Annotated in this window: 16 protein-coding genes; 7 read left to right on the top strand and 9 right to left on the bottom strand. The window is 64.6% G+C overall.

All coding sequences use genetic code 11. The features are described 5' to 3' along the window. The gene (locus VYJ16_RS12265; RefSeq protein ID WP_336350593.1) at positions 1–1,266 is read left to right on the top strand and encodes an MFS transporter; all 1,266 of its coding nucleotides are present in this window, start codon (positions 1–3) and stop codon (positions 1,264–1,266) included. Positions 1,267–1,422: 156 nt separating this feature from the next. On the opposite strand, the gene VYJ16_RS12260 is transcribed toward VYJ16_RS12265, so the two are convergent. Together VYJ16_RS12260 and VYJ16_RS12255 are read right to left on the bottom strand one after the other, a co-directional pair. Beyond that, positions 1,423–2,712: an MFS transporter gene (locus VYJ16_RS12260; protein WP_379762334.1), complete on the bottom strand. Its 1,290-nt coding sequence runs from the start codon at positions 2,710–2,712 to the stop codon at positions 1,423–1,425. Positions 2,713–2,716: 4 nt separating this feature from the next. Then, entirely contained in the window at positions 2,717–3,829 is a 1,113-nt protein-coding gene (locus VYJ16_RS12255) for an MBL fold metallo-hydrolase (RefSeq protein ID WP_336350591.1), read from the bottom strand. Positions 3,830–3,918: 89 nt separating this feature from the next. On the opposite strand from VYJ16_RS12255, the gene VYJ16_RS12250 reads away from it, so the two are divergent. Beyond that, the gene (locus tag VYJ16_RS12250; RefSeq protein ID WP_336350590.1) at positions 3,919–4,665 is read left to right on the top strand and encodes a helix-turn-helix domain-containing protein; all 747 of its coding nucleotides are present in this window, start codon (positions 3,919–3,921) and stop codon (positions 4,663–4,665) included. Between the two features lie 144 nt (positions 4,666–4,809). Further along, positions 4,810–5,070: a helix-turn-helix domain-containing protein gene (locus VYJ16_RS12245; RefSeq protein ID WP_336350589.1), complete on the top strand. Its 261-nt coding sequence runs from the start codon at positions 4,810–4,812 to the stop codon at positions 5,068–5,070. Between the two features lie 74 nt (positions 5,071–5,144). Here the strand turns inward: VYJ16_RS12245 and VYJ16_RS12240 are convergent, their stop codons facing one another. The 3 genes from VYJ16_RS12240 to VYJ16_RS12230 all read right to left on the bottom strand — a co-directional run bounded on the left by VYJ16_RS12240 (position 5,145) and on the right by VYJ16_RS12230 (position 7,522). Continuing rightward, positions 5,145–5,501, bottom strand: a complete 357-nt coding sequence (locus VYJ16_RS12240; protein ID WP_336350588.1) for a DsrE family protein — start codon at positions 5,499–5,501, stop codon at positions 5,145–5,147. 164 nt (positions 5,502–5,665) lie between these two features. Beyond that, positions 5,666–7,099 carry a dihydrolipoyl dehydrogenase gene (locus VYJ16_RS12235; protein WP_336350587.1) on the bottom strand — a complete coding sequence of 478 codons (1,434 nt, stop codon included), beginning with the start codon at positions 7,097–7,099 and terminating at the stop codon, positions 5,666–5,668. Between the two features lie 282 nt (positions 7,100–7,381). Then, positions 7,382–7,522: a hypothetical protein gene (locus tag VYJ16_RS12230; protein ID WP_336350586.1), complete on the bottom strand. Its 141-nt coding sequence runs from the start codon at positions 7,520–7,522 to the stop codon at positions 7,382–7,384. Positions 7,523–7,703: 181 nt separating this feature from the next. On the opposite strand from VYJ16_RS12230, the gene VYJ16_RS12225 reads away from it, so the two are divergent. Continuing rightward, on the top strand, positions 7,704–8,081 hold the full coding sequence (locus VYJ16_RS12225; RefSeq protein ID WP_336350585.1) for a DsrE family protein: 378 nt from the start codon (positions 7,704–7,706) through the stop codon (positions 8,079–8,081). Between the two features lie 54 nt (positions 8,082–8,135). Here the strand turns inward: VYJ16_RS12225 and VYJ16_RS12220 are convergent, their stop codons facing one another. The 4 genes from VYJ16_RS12220 to VYJ16_RS12205 form a co-directional block, all read right to left on the bottom strand. Beyond that, complete coding sequence (locus VYJ16_RS12220; RefSeq protein WP_336350584.1) at positions 8,136–9,620, bottom strand: sensor histidine kinase; 1,485 nt, start codon at positions 9,618–9,620, stop codon at positions 8,136–8,138. Positions 9,621–9,697: 77 nt separating this feature from the next. Continuing rightward, complete coding sequence (locus VYJ16_RS12215; protein ID WP_336350583.1) at positions 9,698–10,540, bottom strand: ABC transporter ATP-binding protein; 843 nt, start codon at positions 10,538–10,540, stop codon at positions 9,698–9,700. 2 nt (positions 10,541–10,542) lie between these two features. Continuing rightward, positions 10,543–11,346 (bottom strand): ABC transporter permease, encoded by an 804-nt coding sequence (locus tag VYJ16_RS12210; RefSeq protein WP_336350582.1) that lies wholly within the window; start codon positions 11,344–11,346, stop codon positions 10,543–10,545. Continuing rightward, positions 11,336–12,388, bottom strand: coding sequence for an ABC transporter substrate-binding protein (locus VYJ16_RS12205; RefSeq protein ID WP_336350581.1), 1,053 nt, complete (start codon positions 12,386–12,388; stop codon positions 11,336–11,338). Before VYJ16_RS12205 ends, VYJ16_RS12210 begins: the two co-directional genes overlap by 11 nt. Positions 12,389–12,738: 350 nt before the next feature. On the opposite strand from VYJ16_RS12205, the gene VYJ16_RS12200 reads away from it, so the two are divergent. The 3 genes from VYJ16_RS12200 to VYJ16_RS12190 are packed head-to-tail and all read left to right on the top strand — an operon-like array spanning position 12,739 to position 14,763. Further along, on the top strand, positions 12,739–13,164 hold the full coding sequence (locus VYJ16_RS12200; RefSeq protein WP_336350580.1) for a hypothetical protein: 426 nt from the start codon (positions 12,739–12,741) through the stop codon (positions 13,162–13,164). Positions 13,165–13,219: 55 nt separating this feature from the next. Next, on the top strand, positions 13,220–13,777 hold the full coding sequence (locus VYJ16_RS12195; protein ID WP_336350579.1) for a carboxymuconolactone decarboxylase family protein: 558 nt from the start codon (positions 13,220–13,222) through the stop codon (positions 13,775–13,777). A 56-nt stretch (positions 13,778–13,833) separates the two neighbouring features. After that, positions 13,834–14,763, top strand: a complete 930-nt coding sequence (locus VYJ16_RS12190) for a sulfite exporter TauE/SafE family protein (protein ID WP_336350578.1) — start codon at positions 13,834–13,836, stop codon at positions 14,761–14,763. Positions 14,764–14,830 lie beyond the last annotated feature (67 nt).

The raw sequence follows: 14,830 nt of genomic DNA, 5'->3' as shown, positions 1-14,830 counted from the left end.
ATGGATACGAGTCCGGGAACTGAATCACAGAACTCAGAATCAGAGACGCGGCACGGCCGGCCGGAGGCGAGTCGGTACCGAGTCCTTCTCCTGCTTGCGCTTGCCGAACTGTTGGCGATGACGCTCTGGTTCAGCGCCTCGGCAGTCGGGCCGGAACTCGCGACGGCGTGGAGCCTTTCAAGCGCAGAGACGGCTTGGTTGACGAACGCCGTACAGCTCGGGTTCGTCGTCGGCGCCGTCCTGTCCGCGACGCTCACCCTCGCGGATACGGTCCCGCCGCGGTACCTGTTCGCCGTCTCAGCCGCCATCGGGGCAGGAGCGACCGTCCTCATCGCTCTTGTCGTGTCGTCATTCCTTCCAGCCGTGCTGTTGCGATTCCTGACGGGCGTCGCACTGGCCGGCGTGTACCCGACCGGGATGAAAATCATGGCTGGCTGGTTTCGAGAAGGACGCGGGTTCGCTATCGGCACGCTGGTTGGGGCACTCACTATCGGCTCGGCGATGCCGCACCTACTCCGGGCGATCGGTGGCGTCGGCCGGCCGCGTCTCGTCTTGCTGGGTGCAGCTGGGCTCGCGGCAGTCAGTGGCGTGCTCGTTCTGTTCGTACGCCCGGGGCCACACCAGGCTCCGGCGGCTCCATTCGACCCCGGAGCGGTTCGTCGGATGCTCGGTGACCGCGGGACGATGCTCGCCAACCTCGGATACTTCGGTCACATGTGGGAGCTATACGCCGTCTGGGCGTGGATACCGGTCTATCTGGCTGCGAGTTTCGCTGCCAGCGGTGACCCTGCACCAACGCTCGCTGCGCTGCTCGCGTTCGGAACCATCGCCATCGGGGGTCTCGGCGCCCTCGTCGCCGGTGTGTTCGCAGACCGAATCGGACGAACGACCGTCACGAGCGCGAGCATGGTCGTCAGCGGCACCGCCTGCATCGGTGCCGGCTTCGTGTTCGGCCGCACCCTGCTCGTCCTCGTCCCGTTCCTGTTGATATGGGGATTCGTCATCGTCGCCGACTCCGCGCAGTTCTCGGCGGCCGTCTCCGAACTCGCCGAGGACAGTTACGTCGGGTCAGCGCTGACGCTGCAGACGGCCGTCGGCTTCCTACTGACCGTCGGCTCGATCCAGGTCACGCCGATTATCGCCGGCGTCGTCGGCTGGCAGTGGGCGTTCGCGCCACTGGTCATCGGACCGCTCGTCGGGACCGTTGCGATGCTGTGGCTCCGACGGCTCCCCGAGGCGACCGCACTGGCTGGCGGCCGAGGATGACACCTGAATCCCGATTCCGCGCCGGAGTCAGTCCCTCGGAATCGTGACTCTGTGGCATTCCTCGAGCGTGTACGGGGCAGAGATCGACGTCAGTTGCCGACTCGACCTCGAACCGGGTCACCGCCGGTTCCCCCCGTGAAGCCCCGTATTGCTGAACTAGTCTTGAGAGATAGTTGGAGCCCCTTCCGCGGGAGCGGGTGAAGGTGGCTCGTGAGTTCCGAACTCAGGGTGAGTCTCTTCCATCCAGACGTACACGACTGCACCAGACGCGAACATCAGGAGTGCGGTCATGTAGAATGCGGCTTCTGCGTTGACGAACTCCATCGAGAGCCCGATGAGGATGGCTCCGACGGCGTAGCCGGAGTCACGCCACATCCGGTAGACGCCCATCCCTGCAGACCGCCACGTCGGGTGGGCGGCGTCGCTTGGCACAGTCATCAGGTTCGGATACAGCAACGCCATACCAAGGCCGGAGATACCGGCCAGGACGACCCACGCGAGGTACCCCTCGACGAGTACCATTCCGAGGACGCCGGCACCTGCGAGGAACATCCCCCAGATGACGGGCGGTCGGCGACCGATACGGTCAGCAAGTCCACCGGTCGCAATCTGGAGGAAGTACATCGCGCTGTGGGCACCGACGACGACACCGACAGCTGCGATACCAAGACCCTGGCTTACCAGATACAGCGGGACGGCGATCCAGAACAGCGTATCCACGAAGTTCTCGATGTGGCCGGCTTGAGCCGCAGCGAACAGCGTCTTGTCACCGTAGGTCGCTCGCTTCACCACCTCGTTGAACGGCAGATTCGCGTCGTGGTGGTCGTCGTCTCCCTCGGCCTGGGCGTACTGGACGGTCTCCTCGATCAGGAATATCGAGATGAGGAACGCCAGCACGACGACGACCGCGAGGAAGTAGAACGGCTCCGGCCGGAGGCTCCACTGACCGGCGATAACGCCCGTGAGCCATGCCCCGACGGCGACGCCAGTGTAGCCGAACGACTCGTCGATGCCGACCGCAAGTCCACGTTGGTCGGGCCCTGCGAGGTCGATCTTCGCGTTGATCGCCATACTCCACGTCAACGCCTGGTTGATACCGAGCAGGATGTTCCCGACGGTGATCCAGGCCCAGCTCGGCGCGAAGATGAGGATGACCGGCAGGGGGAGTGCCGTCGCCCACCCGGCGACGAGCACCGGCTTGCGGCCGTACTCCTCACCCCATTTGCCAGCGTAGAGATTGAGGATCGACTTCACGATTCCGAACGAGACGACGAACGAGCCGAGAACGAGGAACGATTCGACGCCGAGTACCTCTTCGCCCAGAACGGGGACGACGGTCCGTTCGGACCCGATGGTCAGGCCGGTGGCGAACACCAGCAGGACGTGGAGTGAGAACTGTCCGAGGTGCTCGCGGATCCCTTGCTTGATTTTAGTTCCCGTACTCATAGATTCATTCAGCAGCGCAGTTGTTGGGGCCCAGTTCCAACTCGGCCAGTTCGTCGCTCGGGACCGATTCCTGCCCCACGTTCGTCCGCTTGACGCGTTCGAAGTTCGGCGGATGATCCGGGATGTCAGCTGCGAGTTCGCGGACGAACTCCTCTCGGTCGCGGCCAAGGTCGTCGTTCCGTTTCTCGACCTCCGCAAGGGTCGCCGACACCGGTGGTTCGGGCGAGCCAGGGTCGTGTGCTGGCAGGACCAGCGCGTCGTCCGGTCGGGCCAGCAATCGTTGGAGGCTCTCGTAGAGCGTCGCCGCGTTCTGCTCGACGTCGGAGTCTTCGATCCCAGCTTCGACGCCGAGTTCGACGCGGCCCACGCTCTCGTGGAAGAGCGTATCGCCCGTGATCAGGGTGGCGCCGTCGATGTCGAACGAGACGCTCCCCTCGCTATGTCTCGGCGTGTGAATGACCTCGATGTCGAAACTGCCGACTGTCACGGTCTGACCATTCTCGACCGGCGTCGCGTCGATGCCGAGTGCATCCTTCGGATGGAGGTAGTAGGGGACGTCGTGCCGATAGGCGAGTTCCGCTGCACCCGAGACGTGGTCGGCGTGGGCGTGCGTGTCAAAAACGCCGACCACGTCGGCGTCGTGCTCCTCGACGATCGCCTCGTATTTGTCGAGATAGTGTGACGGGTCGAAGACGACTGCTTCACCGCCTGAAACGAGGACGTGCGAGAGGCAGCCCTTCCCCGGACGTGCGACCTGAATGAGCGCGCCATCGAGATCGGCGGGTACCTCCGCGTGGCGGTGGACCCGGCTCCAGCCGTTCATGCCATCGGTGAGCGTCACTGCATCGTAGTCCAGCTCTTGGAGAACTTCCGTCGCGGTCTCAGAGACGACGCCTGCGGCACAGACCGTGACGACCCGATCGTCCTGAGGCAGGTCAGATAGAGCGTCCTTGGCCCGTTCAGGGTCGTCAGTCAATTCGTCGTAGACATCGACGTTGATACTGCCTGGGATATGCCAGTCCTCGAAATCCGCTTCGTGACGGATGTCAAGGATAAGCGGCCCGGTATCACCATTTCGTAATTGTTCGCAGAGTTCTTCCGGCGTAATATCCTGCATCGGTATTCGAGCATAGAGGAGATATTTGCATATAGGTGATGCCGGCCATGACCGGCACTGTTAATTTTGGCCAACTCAAAGTCCGTCGTATGAGCCTTCACGAAGCTTCGATACGGGTCAAGCACGAGTGTCCGTACCGAGAAATCTCCGAGCGCCACCCGGACTTGACGATCCGTGAGTGGCCGCTGAGCGACTGTCAGGTCCTCGAAATCACCTCAGAGGCGACGCCGACTGACGAGCTACTCGACGAGATCAGTCAGCTTGGGACCGTCCTCCACGAATCGGAGGGGGAGGACGGGTATCACGTCGTCACGCAGTCGTGTCTCTGCTCACTGGAAGAATCGATCATCGACCGCTTCGAGAAGCACAACTGTCTGTATCAGTCACCGACGATCTACCGCCAAGGCTGGGAACACTACACGGTGGTCGCATTCGACGGTGAAGACGTCCGGGAGTTACTCGGTGATTTGCGGTCCGACAGGGAGATCGAACTGCTCGCGAAGACCCCGATCTCGGAGACGCAGATCCCCCACAGCATGCTGGCTCCGGCGAATCAACTGTTCGAGGACCTCACTGACAGACAGCTAGCGGCACTCCAATTGGCACTGGAACGCGGCTACTACGAACAACCGCGAAAGACCTCCCTCCGGGACCTGGCTGAACAGACCGCCGTCGCTCGTTCAACGTTCGAAGAGCACCTCCGGAAGGCCGAGAACAAACTCCTCACGAACGCTGGCCAGTTCTTGCGACTGGTCACTGCGACGTCGACGACTGGCCCGTTGGGCGTCGCTCAGACCCGACAGGCGGAACGGACAGCCGACCAATCTGCTGATTAACCTGGATAAATGTTTGGCAACCTGGTCAGGGCTCGTCAGCGAACCTCGGCATGTATCTGGACATATGTGATGCGTGGCCCGGTCGTGCGTCGGCGTTGCATGCACGATAGTCGGTTAAGAGGATTCCACGTCACCCTGTAGGTGATGGTGGAGCAATCCTCTCAGACGACCGATGGAACCGTGACTCCGCTCGAGGAACTGCCACCGAGTGCGAAGCTCGTGGCGAAGACGCTCGAGTACGAGGGCGAGGATACGCAGGCGGGACTCGCGGATTCGACGTTCCTCTCGCCGCGGACCGTGCGGTATGCGCTCAAGCGACTCGAGGAGAACGGTCTCGTCACGTCTCGAATCTCGTTCGTCGATGCGAGACAGCGTATCTACTCGGTCGACGACGCCGGTGAGTGAGTTGGCAGAGACGGGGGGAGCTGTCGGTGGGAGCTGTTGCGGCCAGAAGGGCGTTCATCTGACCGCGGTCGACCCTAGAAGGTGATGATCTCGTAGTCGTCGGCGACGAGCGACCGGATGCTCGGGTGGCCCTCGTAGTCGTCGAGGGTGACGACGCCGGAGTCGGCGACGGCGTCCTCGACGCCGAACGCGCCCGAGCAGTAGTCACAGGCCGCCGCGTTGTCCCGAACCGCCTGATAGAGTTCGTGATAGTCGTGGCCCTCGTCTTCGAGTTCGGGGATCCACTGTGTCCCGGCGCCGTCGAAGACGAGCTCGACCTCGTCGCCGTCGTTCTCGGCGAACTCCTTGGCGGTTTCGAGCGCGTTGAACACGCGTCCTGCGTTCTCGTGACCTTCTGTTCCTGCGAGTACGACGATTGCTGCTTTTGCCATTGCGGACGTGCCTACACCACCACCGCATATATCGGGCGTGTCGGCGTGTGAAGCGCGTGCAACTCCAACAAACCATTAAATACCGCAGTCAGAGATTGCCGGGACCACGGCCGCACGCAGACCCGACTCCTGGGTGGACAGACCAGCGACGAACCCGCCCCGGGTCAGTGAGAGTGCGAGTGGTCCGTGGGGCGCGTGAACTGCCCGGAGAAGCCGCGCTGGACGACCTCCGAGAGTGCGGGGTGGATGTGGACGGCGTCGCGGATGTCCTGTACCGTGCCCGAGCCGGCCGTCATCGCGACGACGACTTCCTGGATGAGGTTCGACGCTTCCGGTCCCATGACGTGACAGCCCAGTATCTCGCCGTCGAGGTCGATGATGGCCTTCAGGAATCCGTCGGCGTGCATGGCGCTCCCGCGAGCGGTCTCGTCGAACTGGTACGTTCGGGTCGCGTACTCGCGGTCCGCGTCGCGGAGTTCGCGCTCGGTCGCACCGACGCCTGCGACCTCCGGTGACGCGAACACCGCGAACGGCATCGCGGTGTAGTCCACCGGTTCGAGGTTCTCTCCGAACAGGTTCCGCGCGACCGCTTTCGCCTCGTGGTTCGCGCTGTGCTTCAGGAGGTACTCCCCGACGATGTCCCCGAGCGCCCACACGCTGTCCGCGGTCGTGCGGAGGTATTCGTCGGTTGCGACGAACCCGCGGTCGTCCGTCTCGATGCCCGCGGCGTCGAGGTCGAGACGGTCCGTGTTCGGCGTCCGCCCCGCGGCGACGAGCAACGCATCTCCAGTGACCGACACCGATTCAGCGTCGTCCACCACCCCGCCGTCCTCGCCGTACTCGTACGGTGACGCCTCGACGGTCACTGTGTCGCCGTCGCCCGAGACCGCCGTGGCGGCGTGCCCGGTATGGACGGTGAATCGGTCGGCGTATTGCTCCGTGAACGCCGCCGCCACCGCGTCGTCCGCGGCGGGGAGCAGGTTCGGACGCCGACCGATTATCGTGACGTCGCTCCCGAACGTCCCGAAGAAGTGCCCGAGTTCCGCCGCGATGTAGCCGCCGCCCACGACGACCAGGTGGTCCGGCGGGGTCTCGAGCTGGAGCGCCTCGGTGCTCGTCAGGTAGTCCACGTCGTCGAGCCCGTCGATTTCCGGAATCGAGGGGCGCGTTCCGGCGGCGATGAGGACGGTTTCTGCATGGATACGTGCACCCTCGTCCTGGCCGCTGACTATCTCGACCGTACGCTCGTCGACGAACCGCCCCTCGCCCTCGTAGAGGTCGTGTCGTGGCGACGACCGCAGCCCCTCGCGAATCGAGGCCGCGTCGGCGTGCACCTCCTCGTTGACCTCACGGACGATCTTCGCGAAGTCGACGCCAGAGACCTCGGCGTCGATATCGAACTCGCCGGCGCGTTCGACCATCTCCAGGACGTCCGCGTGGTACAGCAGCTTCTTCGACGGAATGCAGCCCCGGTTGAGACACGTCCCCCCGAGCCGTCCCTTCTCGACGACTGCAACGGACTGTCCTCGATTCGCAGCGGCGTTCGCCACGTCCAGTCCCGACCCGGAACCGATCACCATGAAGTCGACTTCGTCCATACCACGAACATCGCTCTCGGAGTGCATAAACAGCAGTCGGTGTCGCACTCGCGTCTCGAAACCGCTCGGTTATCCACCGCTGAGTCTGGTTAGAAAATAGAAACAGGTGTCGAGGATGAATGGAGGCGGGAAGGGGAGAGGGGGAATAGAGGGGGAGCAGACGGTGGGCGAAGCGCGTGTCGACTCCCCGGTTCGGGGAAGGAACTCGGGGATGAAAACGGTCTCGCGGAAGTGCAAGAAGAGCACACGCGAGATCGAATTCGTTCACTCTCTCGTGATAGCTCAGGATTCGAACCAGGTGCGCTCGCGGCGGTCGCTCTCGACCACGATGACGGTATCGTCGTCGTCGAAGTACGACGCCGCGAACGCGGGGTCGTCGATGCTCGGTATCGCGTCTCGCGGGAGTACGTCCAGAACGCCCATACCGAGGACACGCTCCCGGCGAGCATCAAACGGCTGCCCGGGCAACCGAACGACGGGGTCGGCGAGTCGCCGTCGGTCGTGGGTCGCGATTGCACGAGCGCCGGGTGGTTATTATCGTATTCGTCGATGTGTTCGTATGGGCTTCCTGAACAGTATCCTTGGACAAACTGACGAACAACCAGTGGCGGACGCTGACGAGACGGACAAGTACGCCATCCTCCTGAACGCCGGGCCGGAAGACGGTTCGACCGCGAACAACGCGTTCGGGTACGCCATCGAACTGGACGACGCCGGGCACGACGTCGAGATGTTCCTCGACGGGACGGCGACGAAGTGGGCGACGGAGTTCGCGGAGGACCCGGACCGCCCGTTCAGCCACCGATGGCGGACGATCCAGAGCCGCGGGCTCCTCGCCGGCGCGTGCGGGTACTGCGCGGACGCCTTCGACGCCACCGACTCCTGCAAGCGCGCGAACGTCGACCTCCTCAGCGACTCCGGACAGCACGCCCCCTCGGTCGGTGAACTCGCCGACCGCGGCTACGAGCTCCTCACCATCTAGTTCGGCGGAACGACGTCGACACGAACGACCGTCTCTCCGCATGCATCGCGCTCACTAGACGAGTTCGACGTCGGTGAACTCGAAGCGAGCGCCGCCAGCGTCACTCTCCGTGACCGTGAGCGACCAGCCGTGTGCGCTCGCGATCCGCATGACTATCTTCAGTCCGAGCCCGGTACCGGTCTCGTCCTCGCTGTACCCCGCTTCGAGGACTTGCGTTCGCTCGCTCTCGGGGATGCCGACGCCGTCGTCCGCGACGTAGAACCCGTCGTGGAGCGCGCCAACGGTTATTGCGATCTCGTCGTCGTTCCTCGTGTCGGCGCGGCCGTGTTCGGCGGCGTTCCGGAAGAGGTTCTCGAGGAGTTGCTTGAACAGGTTTTCGTCGGCGCACAGCGCCGCGTCCTCGGCGACCTCGACGGTCGCGTTCCCAGCCGCGACGTGCTTCCAGCACTCCGCGACGAACGCGGAGAGCGAGACGACCGAGAGGTCGACGTCCGCGTGGTCGGCCTGCGCGGTCCTGAGGATGTCGTCGATGAGCGACTCCATGCGGTCGAGCGACTCCTCGATAGCGTCGACGTGGTCGTCGTCGCGCGAGGCGTTGACGAGTTCGAGGTGGCCTTGGGCGACCGTGAGCGGGTTCCGGAGGTCGTGACTGACGGTGCTCGCGAACTCGTCGAGGCGGTCGTTCTTCGCCTCGAGCTCCCGGAGTTGTGCGGCGTTGTCGAGCGCTGCGTGGACCTGTGCGGCGAGTATCTCGGCGACGTCGTAGTGGAACTCGTCGAACTCCCTGTTCTCCGTGGAGGCGATACCGAACACGCCGTGGTCGCCGAGCGGGAACAGGAGCGCGTTCCGGAACGGGAGGTCGGTCGCCATCTCGTCGCCGGCCTCGGCACGGACGTCGTCGAACACCCGTGGCGTGCCGGCTTCGAGCGTCGACCAGAGCAACCCGTCGGGGTGCTCGAACGCGGGCGGGTCTCCGACCGTTCGTGCGAACGTGTCAGTGACGGCTGCCGGTTCGAGTCGCGACTCCTCACCGGCTTCGCTGCGGAGGTAGACGTGTGAGAGCTCGAGGTCGAGAGTGCGGTCGGCGGCGTCGACGGCGTGTTCGGCGATGGCCGTCCGGTCCTCGAGGCGGATGAGTGCCGCCGCGGTACTCGCCAGGTCGTCGAGTATCGCCGCGCGTTCCTCGCGGTCGCTGACGTCGCGTATCGACGCGAGAACGACGTCTCGGCCGTCGTAGTCGAACGTGGTCGCGGAGATCTCGGCCGGGACGCTTCGGCCGCTCTTGGTGAGACAGGACAGCGAACTCGTCCACCCGCTCCCGTCGGCGTAGACGGTGTCGACGAACGCCTCGAACGCGTCGATTTCGTCGGGATGGATGTCTCGTGGACTCAGCGATTCGAGCTCCGATGTGGAGTACTCGAGGAGGTCGGCCGCCTGCGGGTTCGCAGCCAGGATCTCGTCGGCATCGGGGTCGAAGATGAGGATGGCGTCGTTGCTGTGTTCGAACACCGACCGGAAGCCAGCCTCCTGCATGGTCATTACTTCGGCTCGTTCGTATTGAAACTAGAGGTAGGGGCGACTGACTCGGGCAGTACATGGGGGTGTTCGAGTAGGAGTCAGCCAGGTTCGTCCTCGAAGTACGAGAGCACGCGGGCCTTGATGTCGGTGAAGGCGTCGCCGGTCCGGTCCCGCGGTCTGTCGAGGTCGACGGTGACGACGTCGCGGACGGTCCCTGGCGCGTCGGAGAACACGACGATGCGGTCGGAGAGGTAGACGGCTTCCTCGATGTCGTGGGTCACGAAGCAGATGGTCTTCCGGGTCGCCGCCCAGATGTCGAGGAGTTCCCTGTGGAGCGTGGTGCGCGTGCGGGCGTCGACGCTCCCGAACGGTTCGTCCATCAGGAGTATCGGGGGGTCGACGGCGAGTGCGCGTGCGATGCCGACGCGCTGGCGCTGCCCGCCCGAGAGTTCCTTCGGGTACGCGTCGGCTTTGTCGGTGAGGCCGACGAGTTCCAGACAGTACTGGACGCGCTCGTCGACGGAGAATCCCTCAGGCGCACCGACCTCTTCCAGGCCGTACCGGACGTTGCCGGCGACGGTCCGCCAGGGGAACAGCGCGTCGTCCTGGAAGACCATGCCGCGGTCGGGGCCGGGTTCGGTCACGCGGGTCCCGTCGACGTGGACGGCGCCGTCGGTCGGCGTTTCGAGACCGGCGATGATGCGGAACGCGGTCGATTTCCCCGACCCCGATGGGCCGACGATGGAGACGAACTCGCCGCGTGCGACGTCGAAGGTGACGTCGGTGATGGCTTCGACCGGGCCGCGGTCGGTCTGGAACGTCTTCGAGACGTCGGCGACGGCTATCTGTGGCGTTTCGCCGGTGGCTGCGTCGGCATGCGTGTCGGTGCCGGTCGGTTCGCCGTCCGGGTCGTTCTCGGTCGATGAGTGGTTCGGAGTCATGGTTAGCGCCAGGCGAGCATGCGGGCTTCGAGGAGTTTGATGAGGCGGTCCGAGGCGAGGAACAGGACGCCGATGACGAGCATGTACGCGATGACGACCTGCATCTGGAGGAAGTTCGCGGCGTCCCAGAGGTGCTTGCCGATGCCGGGCACGCCCAGGAGTTCCGCGGCGACCATCACCATCCAGGCCTGCCCGGCGGCGGTTCGGAAGCCCGTGAAGAGGTCGGGGAGCGCGGACGGCAGGACGACTCGCCGGATGAGCCCGAGGTCGGTCTTCGTGCCGAGCGATTGCCCGACTTCGAGGAGTTGCTGGTCGACGCCCCGAACGCCGCTCTCGGCGTTGTAGTAGTTGATCCAGAACGCGACGATGCCGATGATGAACGCGGCCCCGCTGTCGTTGAGACCGAACCAGATGATGGCGAAGGGAATCCACGCGAGCGGCGGCACCGGACGGAGGATGCTGGCGACGGTGCCGACGGAGAGGTCGACGGTTTCGGACCAACCGACGAGGACGCCGACGGCCATCCCGAACGCGGAGCCGACGAGCAATCCGGGGACGTAGTGGCGGAGGCTCTGGACGGTCAGTTCGAAGACGAGCCCGGAGCTGACGTCGGCGACGAGGACCTCGAGGACCGCTGGCGGTTGCGGGAGGAGATTCTGGGGTGTGACGAGCGCACCGGCCCACCAGACGAGGACGAACCCGACAAGGGCCGCAAGTTGGATGCCGATGGACCGACCCTGGTCATAGCCGAGTCTCCCCGTGGGGTACCCAGCGGGGTCGGTGTCGGTCTCGGTGCTACTCGCCACTGCTCGCCTCCTCGTAATAGCTGTGGTCGAAGACGTCGCTCTCCGCGAGGTCCGTATCGACCGAGCCGAGTTGCTGGTGGAAGTCGTTGTAGACCAGCGACTTGTCCACGATACGCTTGGGGTTCGAGATGAAGTTCGACGCCGGCGAGTTGATGGCTTTGGTGGCGACGTCCGTCGTGAGGATGTCGCTCCCGATGACCTCGCTCGCCATCTCGGCGGCAGCGGTGCGGTTCTCGTGGATGAACGACGTCGCGCGGACGTGGATGTTCACCAGCTCCTGGACGAGACCGGGGTTCTCGTCGAGTAGTCGCTGGGAGGGCTGGAGGACGGCCCCGGGTTGTCCGGGCATGATCTCGCCAGCGTATTTGAACGGTTGCATGTCGCTGTCGGGGTTCTCCTTGAGGAGCGTCGGGACGGGCTCGATGGCGCTGCCCGCGTCGGCGTTCCCCGTCGAGAGCGTCGATTGGAGCGCGCTCGGGCTCTGGCCGAGTATCTCGACGACGTCGAGGCTCAGGCCGAGCACCTCCGTGATCCAGTACCGCAGGAAGACGTCGGGCGTGGAGCCGGCGGGAAGCGTCGCGAACTTCGGCTTGCGGCCCTTGTCGGCGCGGAACTGCTCGAAGGCGTCGGCGCCGTGGTCGGTCCAGTACGATCGGAACTCCTGGCTGCCGACCATGACGTTCGGTTCGAGGACGTTCGCGGCGACGACCTTGGAGGAGACGCCGTTGGCGATGGCGACGAGTCCGGGGCTGATGCCGACGTACGCGAAGTCGATGTTCCCGGACGCGTACGCCTGGACGAGCGGGGGGCCACCGCCGAACGTTTGAACCGTGATATCGGGGCCGAGGTCGTCGTACCAGCCCTGCTGGTCGATGACGAAGTACTGCATCATCGGGAAGACGTTGAGCGTGCCGAGCGTGAGCGAATCCGGGGACGAACCGCCCCCGAGATTCAGACAGCCGGCGAGTCCGGTGGTGATGCCGGCGGTCGCTGCAGCGCCGGTACGGAGGAAGTTACGACGAGAGTGTTCTGATGGAGTCATGGATAACAACGGGCCCGTGACGGGGTTAACCGTTGCAACCAGAGTAGGCCTTACCGGTGTCCACGACGTCACTGGAACCCGCGTCCATCTGGAGAGGGCTGGTCGCAGTCGTGTGGTTTCTACCACGAGCACGTACGAGGTTACGCGATGGTAACCGAAACTTGTGCTTCCGAGACCACCGGAGTGCGTCGGGCTACCTCTCCTCGACGGATACTGACAAGGTAGCTGCCTGACCGAGCTAGAGGTAATAATCTCTCCTTCTTTCGATGGTAGCTGCCGCGGGTGTGCAGCGGGCTTCAACGACCGCACTACGGTTTAGGTGATATCGCGTCTCTGTGCACTCACACACTATGGCTTCACTCACTGCAGGGCTGGCCGGTGGACTCGTTGCGACGATCGTGATGACCGTCTTCATGATGGTGCTGGGCGACGACAGCCCGCCGCCGACGGCTGGCCTCGTCGCGAAGTTCGCTGGTGGCGATCCCGAGGAGTACGCGATGCCCGGGATGCTATTGCACCTCCTGTACGGCATCGGTGCCGGTGCCGTGTTCGCCGTCGGCGTTCCGATAGTCGGTCTCGAACTGTCGTCCATCCTCGTCGCCGTCGGCCTCGGCCTCGTCTACGGCATCGTCCTCATGATCGGCGGGATGCTGTTCTGGATGCGAGGCGTCATCGGCATCGAACCCGACAAGGGCATGATGATGATGTTCGGTACGGTCCACGTCATCTACGGCGTCGTCCTCGGTGCATTCCTCGGTGCCGGCGTCCTCGGATAACCAAGGTCTCCCACGAATAGCACTCGAACCACGAAACCGCAACCGACAGCAACACATGTCACGCTTACCGCTCCTGGACCGAGACGAGATACCGGACGAATACGAGCACCTGTTCACCGACGAGTACCTCGGCGACCGCCACATCTTCCGCATCTGGGCGCACAACCCCGAGGTACTCGAGGCGACGCTCGAGTATCTGAACGTCCTCTACGACCAGCTCGGGCAGCGACGCAAGGAACTCGTCATCCTCACCGTCGCCCGGGCTCGGGGCGCTCGCTACGAGTGGCACCAGCACGTCGACATCGCCCGCGACAAGGGAGTCACTATCGACGAGATGCGCGCCATCGGCGGCGGCGACTTCTCGGGGTTCGACGACGCCGAGTACGTCCTTCTCCAGTACGCGCGCGCCGTCGAGTCCGGCACCGTCACCGACCAGATACACGACGCCCTGACGCACTACTACTCGAACAGTGAAATCGTTGCGCTCGGGTTGCTCGTGGACTTCTACGTCGGCCTCTGTAACTACATCGCGGCCACCGACATCCCCTTCGAGGGCGGCGAGTTCGTCGGGTGGATTCCCGAGGACGCAATCGTCGCCGAACTGTTCGACTGATGCGAGGTCGTCGTCTCACGTCTACGAGTTGGGCAGTCGCTGGAGCCGTGCTCGTCGTGCCCCTGCTCACGTTCGCATTGGTCGGCGACGGAGTCGCGCTCGCGCAGACGCTCCCGGGTCCCGAGAGCTTTCCCGTCGACGAGTTCCTCGCGCACTGGTGGGTGTTCCCCGCGTCAATCGTGTTCTCGCTGGTCGCGCTCGCATCCGGCGTCTCCGGTGCGCTGTTCTTCAGTCCGTTCTTCATGCTCGTCGTCGGCCTCCCGCCCGCCACGGCCATCGGCGCCGGCCTCATGACCGAGGTGTTCGGCATGGGGAACGGCCTGTTGAACTACGTCCGACAGCGCGTCGTCGACTACCGGACCGCAAAGTGGTTGCTGGTCGGTGCGGTTCCCGCGACCGTCGTCGGTGCGTTCGCCGCACATCTCGTTCCGACGACGCTCCTCAAGCTCGCGTTCGGCGCCGGCCTCCTCCTCCTGGGCGGGTTCCTCGTGTACTACGACCCGCCCGAGAAGTGCGAGCCCGGCGAGTGCGAGGGCGAGTACCTCAAGAAGAAGAACGACGGCCGCGGGAAGACGACGATCGAGGCCGCGGACGGTGAGACGTTCGACTACGACACCTGCTGGCGGCCGCCAGGTGTCGCGCTGGCGACCGCCGGCGGCTTCATCACCGGCATCATCAGCGCCGGCCTTCCCGAGGTGACGACGACGCAGCTCATCGTCCGCTGTCGGATGCCGCCGCGGGTCGCGGTCGCGACGAGCGTGTTCGTCCTCGCCATCGCCGCCATCGCCGGCGCGGCCGTTCACGCCGTCTCCGTCGACGCGTTCCCCGTCCACATCGTCGCGTGGTCCATCCCCGGCGTCCTCATCGGCGGCACCGTCGGGACGCGCGTCGGCAAGCACGTCCCCAGCGAGGTCATGGAACCCGCGCTCGGCGTCGTCTTCTCGATCGTGGGCGTCATCGTCCTCGCGAGCGAGTTCCTCGCCTGACCCACCGCCACCGCTCTCCCGACGCCCCTCATTGTCCCGGCGTTGCACACCCGACGTACCCCTATAC

It is taken from the genome of Halorubellus litoreus (assembly GCF_037081675.1).
GTDB lineage: Archaea > Halobacteriota > Halobacteria > Halobacteriales > Natrialbaceae > Halorubellus > Halorubellus litoreus.
Note: the sequence above shows the minus strand (reverse complement) of the source record. Positions and strands in the feature narration are given on the sequence as shown.